The sequence below is a fragment of the Cohnella mopanensis genome (assembly GCF_022352055.1).
Classification (GTDB): Bacteria; Bacillota; Bacilli; order Paenibacillales; family Paenibacillaceae; genus Cohnella; species Cohnella mopanensis.
Map to the genome: position 1 here is coordinate 132,937 of NZ_JAKRWM010000015.1, position 11,063 is coordinate 143,999.

General features: G+C 47.2%; 9 protein-coding genes. 8 read left to right on the forward strand and 1 reads right to left on the reverse strand.

Annotation, left to right across the window (positions count from 1 at the left end):
- The first annotated feature begins 109 nt into the window (after window positions 1-109).
- From L3D05_RS21085 to L3D05_RS21105, 5 genes are all read left to right on the forward strand, one after another.
- Complete coding sequence (locus L3D05_RS21085) at window positions 110-553, forward strand: DUF2269 family protein (protein WP_239618307.1); 444 nt, start codon at window positions 110-112, stop codon at window positions 551-553.
- 168 nt (window positions 554-721) lie between these two features.
- Window positions 722-1,915: an MDR family MFS transporter gene (locus L3D05_RS21090; RefSeq protein WP_239618308.1), complete on the forward strand. Its 1,194-nt coding sequence runs from the start codon at window positions 722-724 to the stop codon at window positions 1,913-1,915.
- Window positions 1,916-2,209: 294 nt separating this feature from the next.
- The gene (locus L3D05_RS21095; protein ID WP_239618309.1) at window positions 2,210-2,614 is read left to right on the forward strand and encodes a hypothetical protein; all 405 of its coding nucleotides are present in this window, start codon (window positions 2,210-2,212) and stop codon (window positions 2,612-2,614) included.
- 194 nt (window positions 2,615-2,808) lie between these two features.
- On the forward strand, window positions 2,809-3,837 hold the full coding sequence (locus L3D05_RS21100) for a hypothetical protein (RefSeq protein WP_239618310.1): 1,029 nt from the start codon (window positions 2,809-2,811) through the stop codon (window positions 3,835-3,837).
- A 26-nt stretch (window positions 3,838-3,863) separates the two neighbouring features.
- Entirely contained in the window at window positions 3,864-4,943 is a 1,080-nt protein-coding gene (locus L3D05_RS21105; protein WP_239618311.1) for a hypothetical protein, read from the forward strand.
- Window positions 4,944-5,063: 120 nt separating this feature from the next.
- Here the strand turns inward: L3D05_RS21105 and yfbR are convergent, their stop codons facing one another.
- Window positions 5,064-5,663 carry a 5'-deoxynucleotidase gene (gene yfbR, locus L3D05_RS21110; RefSeq protein ID WP_239618312.1) on the reverse strand — a complete coding sequence of 200 codons (600 nt, stop codon included), beginning with the start codon at window positions 5,661-5,663 and terminating at the stop codon, window positions 5,064-5,066.
- Between the two features lie 277 nt (window positions 5,664-5,940).
- Between yfbR and L3D05_RS21115 the strand changes: the two genes are divergently transcribed.
- The 3 genes from L3D05_RS21115 to L3D05_RS21125 all read left to right on the forward strand — a co-directional run bounded on the left by L3D05_RS21115 (window position 5,941) and on the right by L3D05_RS21125 (window position 10,202).
- Window positions 5,941-7,488: a fumarate hydratase gene (locus L3D05_RS21115; RefSeq protein ID WP_239618313.1), complete on the forward strand. Its 1,548-nt coding sequence runs from the start codon at window positions 5,941-5,943 to the stop codon at window positions 7,486-7,488.
- A 66-nt stretch (window positions 7,489-7,554) separates the two neighbouring features.
- A complete protein-coding gene (pnpS, locus tag L3D05_RS21120; RefSeq protein ID WP_239618314.1) occupies window positions 7,555-9,354 on the forward strand; it encodes a two-component system histidine kinase PnpS in 1,800 nt (599 codons plus the stop codon).
- Between the two features lie 119 nt (window positions 9,355-9,473).
- Window positions 9,474-10,202, forward strand: a complete 729-nt coding sequence (locus L3D05_RS21125; protein WP_239618315.1) for a response regulator transcription factor — start codon at window positions 9,474-9,476, stop codon at window positions 10,200-10,202.
- Window positions 10,203-11,063: the final 861 nt, after the last annotated feature.

The following is an 11,063-nucleotide window of genomic DNA, read 5'->3' on the forward strand; positions in this document are numbered from 1 at the left end:
TTTCGTGAAGGAATCAAATCGAAAGTATCGTTATGGTTTTGTTCAGCCGAATTTTTGTGTATACTGAGGTTGTCTTAGTTTGTTTGTTAACTATTGGAGGGAACGGAAAATGTTAAATGTCATGTTGTTTTTGCACATAGTAGGTGCGGTGGGAATGGGAATTTATGCGATTATGCCTTTTGTGGTCGGGAAATTCAAGCAGTTATCGGGAGCCGCGCAAGAGGGCTTGGCTAGCGGAATCATTACTAGCGGAAGATTCGGGCAATATTCTTTGGTTTTGCAATTGTTAACGGGCGGATATTTGATCTCGAACGCGGAGGGCGGAGCGAAATATACGGTAGCATGGATGGTTATCGTTATCGTCTTGTTCGTGATCATCGGTGCTTTGTCGGGTATCGTTCAAGCGCCTTTGAAGAGAATCGCGGCCGCAGCCGCTAAAGGCGAGAATGCTAGCTCGGACATTTCCCGGGTGCAAGTGCTTAGCACGATTCTGTTCGTGTTGTTCTTGGTAATCATTTGGTTCATGCAAGATCCGTCTTATCGCGTTGACTGAATAATCGTAATACGTGTAAACCCGATCGCGGATTATCGCGACCGGGTTTTTTTGCTTAATTTCGTCTAATCCGTCTGTGCTATAATTTTGAAATCGTTTCTACGAATGGTGGAGACCGATAACCGACATGACGAGGATTGGACATCTGAGAATATGAGAAATAAATTCATGAACGACATTATTGGAAGATACGATAACGGCATATGGATACGGATACTGGGATCGGCGTTAACGACAATCACGGGATTTATGATTCGTCCGTTTCTTGTTCTTTATTTGTACGAGCAGTTGGAAGGCTCTGTTATTCTGCCTATGATCATCGTCGGTTTACAACCGCTATGCGGATTGTTCGTTAGCTGGTTTGGCGGGAGCTGGAGCGACCGTTACGGCCGTAAACCTTTGATCCTTATCGCCTTAACGCTGCAAATGCTGTGTATGGTTGGCTATGTTTTCGCGGAAGACGTGTGGCAATACGCGTTAATTTCGATCATTAACGGAATAGGGTTCGCTTTGTATATGCCTGCAGCCAATGCCCAGATTACGGATATGGTAACGGAAGAGAAACGTGCCGAAGTGTTCGCTCTTATGCACACGGCGTTTAACGTCGGAGCTGCGGTGGGACCGGTGCTGGGCTTGCTCATGTTCGGCTGGAACCCGTCCGCGGTCTTTCTGTTGTCCGCGATAACGTTCGTGTTTTATGGTTTGCTTGTATGGTTTAAAATACCGGAATCCGCCCCGATGTTGCTAAGTTGGACGGAATCCGTTCAAGCTCCTCTTCAACTTTCGAGTAAACCTAAATTTTCCTGGGCCGAGCATAAAGTTCTGGTACTCATCACATTGCTGAGTTTGCCCGTAGGCTTGCTCTACGCTCAGGTAGAATCGACATTGCCGCTGCATTTGCAATCGAATTTCGAGAACTACCGGACCGTTCTGGCGTCTATCCTTACGTTTAACGGGATCATGGTCATAACGTTGCAAATCTGGATTGCGAGAAAAACCGAAGCGATCGCGTCGCACTTAATCATCGGAATTTCTTATGCGTTGTTTGCGATCGTCTCCATCGGATACGGTTACTCCAGTATCGTCGTGTGGTTGTTCGTTGCTGAGTTTGTTTTTACGATCGGAGAGATGATGTTCGGACCTCATATGCAGAAGGCAGTCTCGGTCATGGCACCGAAGGAGCAAAGGGGGTTTTACTTCTCCGTGTATGGTACAAGCCAACTGTTATCGCGCGGCTTAGGCCCGATCTTAGGCGGCTTACTGTTAAGTTGGAGTAATGGGGAAGTATTGTTCACGGTGTTGGCGGCGTTGATGCTCGTTGCAGGATATGCACAGGTTCGAGTTATCCGAAAATATAATTAACTGTAAATAAAATGGAAGAGGCGCCTAACTCGGCGTCTTATTTTTTTGCGGCAGGGTTGGAACAATTTACAAAGCAAGTACGTCTTAAGCATTGAGGTGATTAGGGTGGTCAATCGTTTTTTGTTTTTATTTCTATGCTGTTTAATCGTTATAGGAAGTGGGATAGCTTTGAAGCCTGAATCGGCTTATGCTTGTTCCTGTTCCTCGCCTACCGTGAGTGATGAAATTCAAATGAAAACCGCTATATTTTCCGGTAAGGCGACCAGAATAACACCCCCCGAACAGAAGGAAATCATGTCTAGCGGGGATCTCGTAAGCATAACGTTCGCTGTCGATCAAGTGTGGAAAGGAGAAGTTGAAAAATCAACGGTCGTTCACACGGCTCTTAGCTCGGCTAGTTGCGGGATTGAAAATTTCACTGTCGATGCGGAATACGTTGTGTATGCTTACGGTGAGCCCGATAAGCTCGAAACCAACATATGCGACAGAACGAAGCTTCTAGCTAATGCTGAAGAAGACTTAGCCGGGCTGGGGGTAAGTTATGAGCCCTTGCAGGTTCAAGATTCCTCTATAAGTCCTATCACGGACGCGAAAGAGAAGCCTAAAGGATATTATTTAATACCTATCGGCGGAGTAGTCGTTATACTGGCTTTTGCATTCATGGTATTTTCCTTTAGGAGGAAGTCTGATAATAGATAACGTTTGACTTGCACCTTTTAGAATTGACGTTGGATTCCCATTAAGTTAATCCAATGTCAAATCTAAAAGGTGTATTTTTCATTTTAAAACAATGAAAAACGTTAAAATATATGATACTATCTTTTTAATTCAAATAATGACAAAATTAGATAAAATGAGGCGGGTATGAAAGTACTTTCTAGGAGGCTAAGGTTATGTCGTCCATTCGCTTTAATCAGGGTCAAATAGAAGAAATAAATCGTACGCTTTCACAAAAAGAGGCACGACTCGTAAATTTAAGGAATGGATTCTCTAGTGCAGCGAATGGTGTGGACTTCGCGATCCGCGCACGTAGAAATATCCAAACTCGATTGCAGCGCTCTAATCAAACCTTGCAAGACCTGGAAGCGAAAATGAAGAAGCTCGATTATTTTGTAGCAGGAGCTGTAGAACGATATGACCGTACAGAAGTCCAATTGACCAAGCAAGCAGCAGCCATAAATGAAGTGAAGAAGAAGCAAGCTGAAGTAACCGCCCAAGGGATGGCAAAAGTGGGCACAGAGAAGACGACTACTAAATTAGCCGAGAAGAAGACAACGGATCCAGTGAAACAGATAGTTTCCGAAGCGGATAAAAAGAAAGCGGAAAGACTAGAAAAGCTGAAAAAATTGTATCCCAAAGTCTATAAGGTATACAATCCGCACGCAAAGGATTTAGTAGGAAAGATAACGAAAATCGATCAGAAAAAGTTTAGTAAAGCTTTAGAAGATTTCAAAAAAATATATGAAAAAAATAAAAAAACGTATGAAAAGATTTCTAAGGAAACCGGATTTCCGCCGGAATTGATCGCCGCCCTTCATTATAGGGAATCGACGGGAAATTTCAATAAATATTTGCAAAACGGAGATCCGTTAGGGAAACCGACTACGCATGTACCTAAGGGCTTGCTTTATTATACGTTTGAAGAATCTGCTGTGGCAGCCTTAACGGAAAGTAAATTCGTAAACTATCGCGATTTGTTCGAAATAGATGCGAATTGCAAAGATATTGCCGCAATGACGGCATTTGCCGAGTGTTATAACGGTTTGGGATATTATAACAAGAATAAAGTGAGTCCGTATGCGTACAGCGGAACGAATGTATATACCAAAGGGAAATATACGGACGATGGAGTTTATTCACCAAATGTTGTGGATGGGCAGCCGGGTGTTTACATACTATTAATGGCATTAATGCAGGGATAGGATTTCATTCATTAGGGGTGTTGGAAGTGAAGAAAGAGGGCAGAGGGCTCTTAGTAATCGTCATCGCGATCCTATTCCTTGCATCCGCATGCACAAGCAAAAATGACCCCAAAAGCCAAAACGATTCTCAGTCCGTATCTAACCCGCCAAGCGTCATGGGTACGGCTGAGAATAGCGGTTCACCGGAAACGAACGCAAGTGAAGCCAATCTTGCGGATGCTGATGCTGATCTAAATGCATGCAAGGCTGCTTTGGAGGATATGGGGCACTACTCGGAGAGCAATGGGAAAGTGGATTACAAATCAGAATATCGGATTTTTCCCCTTCTCCAATTTATAATGACTAAGAAGTCGATTCCAGCGAGTGATCCAGCGCAATCCGTGTACATGCAAGATAATCCGTTCTTTGTAACAAAGAATGAACGGTACGCCAATTCAATTATGCTGGCAACTATCCATTCCAAACGAAGCGCTGTATTGTTTAATGAGTGGGGATACACGCCGAATGAAGTGATGGATTATTATGCCCCCATGCGATTGGGTGACAACCCGGTTTTGCCTGCAACGGATAAAGGTCCGAATAATGGATTCATAGAAGTAAATAGAAAAACTTGGGATCACGAATTAGCGACATACACTGCACCTTGTCAGAAGGTGCTGAATTTGCCGCCTACGAAAACAGAACGTCCCATTTTGGAAAATGGACAGCATATGTATCCGTTTTTGGAAGAAATCGATTTTGTCACAGGTGTTCAAGGGATAGCTGCCGGATTAGCGGAAGATCAATATTTGTATGACCCTGAAGAGAAGATGATGCAAATCCCGATTCTGATTTACTGTCCGAATTGCCAAATAGATAAAGTCGTCATGGTTCAAGACGGGGCAGAATTAAAATTTGAACAACACGGTCAATACGAAAATTGGCAAGAGTGGTTCGGTAGCGAGTGGCATTTATTTACTTCGGATAAAATCAATATCGATTTAGAAACATTGGAGGAAGGCGATCTTTCTAAGATCCAATCCAACTTTCCGCCTTTTAATGGCGATCATCCAACAAGGGTTCAAGCTACGATTGATGGAGAAATAGTAGAATACTTCAATAAGTAGTCCAGTCTGATTCAAATGCCGGGATGTCGGACAAATAAAAGCCTTGAATTTTCAACGTAAGTTGAAATTCAGGGCTTTTATTAGTTGCCTTGGTCATTGATGAACTCTTAGTAGAGGAGATTAACTCATCTCTTCATCTTCGGCGAGCTCGTCAATCGTTCTCTCAAAACCGGGAGCCAAATGCGTAAGAAACCATTCGACCTCGGGCATGTCCAGTTTTCTGAGTTTCTCTTCGCTCTGACGGCGCGCGGTGGCGAATTCACGATTTCCCGCAGACATCTCGCTGATGCATTTGAGATAGGCATCGAGCAGGTCGGCGGCTTTCAACAATTGAGCCAACTCGGGATTCGCGGGTTTGCGGGCCAGTAGCGGGCGATAGGTTTCTTGAAGCTCCGTAGGTACTGTCGCAAGCAGTCTATCTGCCGCCAAAGCCTCGATTTCGCGAAAATTCGCAAGAATGCGAGGATTATGATGTTTGACGGGTGTCGGAATATCTCCCGTAAACACTTCTGTGGCATCATGGAATAAAGCATACGTGACAGCCTCGTCAGGATTGATGTCCCGCTTGAATATTTCCCGCGCAATACTGCCGAGAGCATGGGCGATCAGTGCCACATGATAGGAATGTTCAGCCACGTTCTCGGGCGTCGTATTGCGCATGAGGCTCCATCGTTCGATATATTGCAACCGATATAAATACGCCAAAAAATGATTTGCCATGAACTTGACTCCTTTTCTCCCACCGCTAATCTATTTCAGTCCAGTTCAAAAAGTCAGGTTATCAGCACCGAGAAGGTTGGAAGAAGCTAGGGAGTGAGGAGCGGAGCGTAGGCGAAACCTACGTGAGCACCGGAAGGCCCGGCTGAATCCAAGATTCGATGTCGAATATGCTACTTGTTTTAGCTTCGTGATCAAAAGATGACTTTTTGAACTACCTCTATATGCTATTATATAATGTATGAAGATCATCGAACAGAGAAAGGATGTAGCAGTTATTATGCCATCATCATTCGAACAAAGTATGTATCAACTTATCGTGGAGACGTCCACTAACCTTCCTGCGGATGTTCGCCGTAAGATTGCCGCGGCACGCGAGGCGGAGGACCGCGCTACCCGTGCGGGATTATCCTTATCTACAATTGCGCAAAATATCGAAATGGCGGAATGCAACGTCTCTCCCATTTGCCAAGATACAGGTATGCCGACTTTTGTCGTACACACCCCAGTTGGTGCTAACCAAATCGTGATGAAAAAAGAAATCAGAAACGCAATTGCCAGAGCGACGAAAGACGGCAAGCTTCGCACGAATTCCGTAGATTCGTTAACTGGATCGAATACGGGAGACAATCTGGGACCGGGCACTCCCGTTATTCACTTCGAACAATGGGAGCGCGATGAAGTAGACGTACGTCTCATTCTTAAAGGCGGCGGCTGCGAAAATAAAAATATCCAGTATAGCTTGCCTTGCGAAATCGATGGTTTAGGCAAAGCCGGCCGCGATCTCGATGGCATTCGCAAGTGCGTGCTTCACGCGGTCTATCAAGCGCAAGGACAAGGCTGCAGTGCTGGTTTTATCGGCGTAGGCATCGGAGGAGACCGTACGACAGGTTATGAATTGGCTAAGCAGCAACTATTCCGCCAAGTAGAAGACGTTAATCCGATTCCGGAGCTTCAGCAGCTTGAGGAATATATTATGGATAAAGCGAACCAGCTAGGCATCGGGACAATGGGCTTCGGCGGTAACGTGACGTTACTCGGATGCAAGGTTGGCGTGAATAACCGCTTGCCAGCCAGCTTCTTCGTCTCTGTCGCTTATAATTGCTGGGCATACCGTCGCCAAGGCGTCCTTCTGGATGGTTCATCTCACGAGATTAAAGAGTGGATTTACGAGGGCGGCTCGGCGGTGTCGATGGCCGATGCGCCAGTGGATACGACAGGTGATGGCGCTGAAGTGGCTGCCAAACCGAAGGAAATCGTGCTTCAGATGCCGTTGACGGAAGAGGATGTTCGCTCGTTGAAAGTAGGAGACGTCGTTATTTTGAACGGCGAAATGCATACCGGGCGGGACGCGTTACACAAGCATCTAATGGATCATGACGCGCCGATCGATCTGAATGGAGGAGTGATCTACCACTGTGGTCCGGTTATGCTTAAAGATGATGCGGGTTGGCACGTGAAGGCGGCTGGTCCGACGACGAGTATCCGGGAAGAGCCTTACCAAGGGGAGATCATGAAGAAATTCGGATTGCGCGCGGTGATCGGCAAAGGCGGCATGGGTCCCAAAACGTTAGCTGCGTTGCAAGAGCACGGCGGCGTCTATTTGAATGCTGTTGGGGGAGCCGCTCAGTATTATGCGGAGTGTATTAAAAACGTTAACGGCGTCGATTTCTCCGAATTCGGCATTCCGGAAGCGATGTGGCATCTGCAGGTTGAAGGTTTTGCGGCGATCGTAACGATGGATTCGCATGGCAACAGCTTGCACGCCGACGTAGATAAAGATTCCAAAGCGAAACTTGCCCAGTTTAAGGAACCGGTATTCGTATAAGAGATTTTACTCCGGAGCTTATCTTTACAGAGTAGTTGGAAGACTTAAAGGAGACATCGTCCGTCCATGACTAAATTCCGCTTGAAATTGACCGCCCTGTTCGTGATTATGATTGGTTTCTCCGTATTGGCAGCCGGACTGTTGATGGGCAATTCCTATCAGAAGAACCATCAAGCAGCCTTGCGTGAGCATATGATCCGAGAGCTGCATGTGCTGAACGCCGCTGCGCCTTGGCCTGATAAGGGGAGCGAGGCCGATCAGAGCACGTACTTGCAACAGCAGGCACAACGGTTCAAGGAAATCGCGGGAATGCGGGTAACCTATATTCGTCTGGATGGCAAAGTTATGGGGGATTCAGACCACGATCCCATTACGATGGACAACCATCTGAAGCGTGAGGAAGTCCAGCAAGCGTTAGCCAGTGGAACGGGAAGCAGCATAAGACAGAGTAGTACTTTGCAGCAAAATATGCTGTATGTCGCGATTACCGTGAAGTCGGATACCAACAGCGCTGAAAAAGGCATTATCCGTCTGGCGATGAGCTTAGGGGACGTCGAGGGCAGCCTGAACAAAATGTGGATGGCTTTGATATTCGGACTGTTCCTCTTATTCGCCGTCGCGGGAGTCGTCAGCTATCGAGTTGCGCTTAGCGTTACCCGTCCTCTGGAGCGCATGACATCCGCGGCCAAAAGAATGGCGAATATGGATTATGCCATTCGAGTGCCCGAGGGCGGACGGGATGAAGTGGGCGAGCTGGCTCGCGCGTTGAACGCGATGAGCGGAAGTCTGCAAGAGCAGCTGGATGAAATTCGGCAGAACGGTACCCGTCTGCAAAGCGTGTTGGACAACATGACAAGCGGAGTCGTCATGATAGCGCCCGATGGTCGAATTACGCTTTACAACCGCGAAGCGGAAACGTTGCTAGGCAGCACGGTACGGGAACGCGTCGGCAGAAGTTATGCGGAAATTCGCCAGCATTTCGAGCTCGTCGGACTCATTCGGGATGTGCTGGAAAATCCGGTTCCCGTTCATGAAGAGTTGACGGTTTACTATCCGGAGGAGAGATTGCTTGAGATTCACATCGTGCCGATGACGATGAATGGCGATGATAAGCAAGGCTTACTGCTCGTGCTGCAAGACGTCTCCGCGATTAGAAGGTTGGAACGGATGCGTAGCGAATTCGTCGCGAACGTGTCCCATGAATTGAAAACGCCCGTCGCCGCGGTGAAAGGGTTCGCGGAAACGTTGCTTTCCGGCGCGATGAACGATCCGGAAACGGCGAGGTCGTTCCTGACGATTATTCAGGACGAGAGCGATCGGCTGAATCGCCTGATCGGGGATATTCTTGAATTATCGAAGATCGAATCCAGACGTTCGACCTTGCAGTTTTCTCCAATCGACTTGCCGGTGTTCTTAGGCAGAATGTCTGAACTGCTGGCTGCGGAAGCCGCCAAAAAAGATATCGTGCTCGACGTTCAAACCGAAGAAGGCTTGTTCCTGGAAGCGGATGAGGATCGATTAGGCCAGATTATTATGAACTTGATGCAGAATGGCATCAACTACACGCCTGAAGGCGGTAGGGTTAAGGTTCGAGCGGAGATCGTCGTCGCGGACGACGGGGAAGACGAGAACGTTCGGATCACCGTGTCGGATACCGGTATCGGCATACCGAAGAAGGACATGCCGCGGATTTTCGAGCGCTTCTATCGGGTAGACAAGGCGAGATCGCGAAGCTCGGGTGGCACGGGCTTGGGCTTGTCTATCGTTAAACATTTAACCGAGCTGCATCATGGGACAATTAGAGTAGAAAGTACGGTCGGAGTAGGTTCGCAGTTTATTTTAGAGCTACCGCTGATCCAGCCGTAGATGGGAATTGCCTATTTTACGCTGCGTTAACAATTGCATGATGTTGCGTTTACAGTGGTATGATAAAACTAACATGAAGAGCCAAATAGGCAGGATTGCCTGCTGGACCGGAGGAACGCATGTCGGACAAAGTACTGATTATCGAAGATGAACCGACGCTTGCACGTTTAGTTACTTATAATCTCTCGCAAGAGGGTTACGAGACTGAAGTTGTCGGGAACGGTGCGGAAGGACTTCATAAGGCGATCCATGATCAATATGCCATTATTTTCCTTGATTTAATGCTACCGGGCATGAATGGATTTGAAGTGCTCCAGAAGCTGCGGCAGAATGGCGTTCGCACGCCAGTCATTATTCTGACAGCCAGAAATGCTGAAGAAGAAGTCGTGCAAGGGCTCAAGCTCGGCGCGGACGATTATATTACGAAGCCGTTCGGCGTAGCTGAGCTGCTGGCTCGTACTTCTGCCGTATTGCGGCGTTCGCGTAATGAAGACAACAAGCCAGAGAAAGCCTCGAGCGGGGATAAGGTTATCGCGATCGGGGATCTGCAAATTTTTCCGGACAAATACGAAGTATTCTCCAACGGCCAATGGATTACGCTGCGGCCCAAAGAATTCGAGGTACTGTTGTATTTAGCGGAACGGCCGGGTATCGTCATTACGCGAGACGATCTTATGAATGTTGTGTGGGGGTTCGACTATATCGGAGGACAGCGCACGGTCGACGTGCATGTAAGCTCCCTTCGGAAGAAACTCGAGCTCAACCAGCAAACCGTTCAAATCGACTCCATTCGTGGCGTCGGCTACAAACTATTCATTAATCGCAAAGCAACTACTCCTAATCGCTAAGGCTTCAGAATAACTTACCGTTTAGCGAATGCGATAATTAACTCGTCCAGCGATAGCTGGGCGTTTTTTTTATTTCTGGTCAGTAGAAGGGGACTTTCAGCAATTCATTGTCGCAAAATGTGACGATAGGAAGTGCGCGCAGAGTAACTCCTCGCTCATAGTCGCATAATACGACGATAGAGTGTGCGAGCAGAGTAACTCCTCGCTCATAGTCGCAAAATGTGACGATAGAGAGAGCGAGCAGAGTAACTCCTTGCTCATAGTCGCAATATGCGACGATAGAGAGAGCCGGCAGAGTAACTCTTCGCTCATTGTCGCAAAATGTGACGATAGGAAGTGCGCGCAGAGTGACTCCTCGCTCATAGTCGCATAATACGACGATAGAGTGTGCGAGCAGAGTAACTCCTCGCTCATAGTCGCATAATGTGACGATAGAGAGAGCGAGCAGAGTAACTCCTTGCTCATAGTCGCAATATGCGACGATAGAGAGAGCCGGCAGAGTAACTCTTCGCTCATTGTCGCAAAATGTGACGATAGGAAGTGCGCGCAGAGTGACTCCTCGCTCATAGTCGCATAATACGACGATAGAGTGTGCGAGCAGAGTAACTCCTCGCTCATAGTCGCATTATGCGACGATAGAAAGAGCCCGAAGTGTAACTCCTCGCTCATAGTCGCAAAATGCGACGATAGAGAGAGCCAGCAGAGTAACTCCTCACTCATAGTCGCAATATGCGACGATAGAGAGAGCCGGCAGAGTAACTCCTCACTCATAGTCGCAAAATGCGACGATCACTTGAGTCAATCCAGATATTTTTCTAGAGATTAGGAAACTACCTTTGAAAGAAATGCTTTATTTAGTCT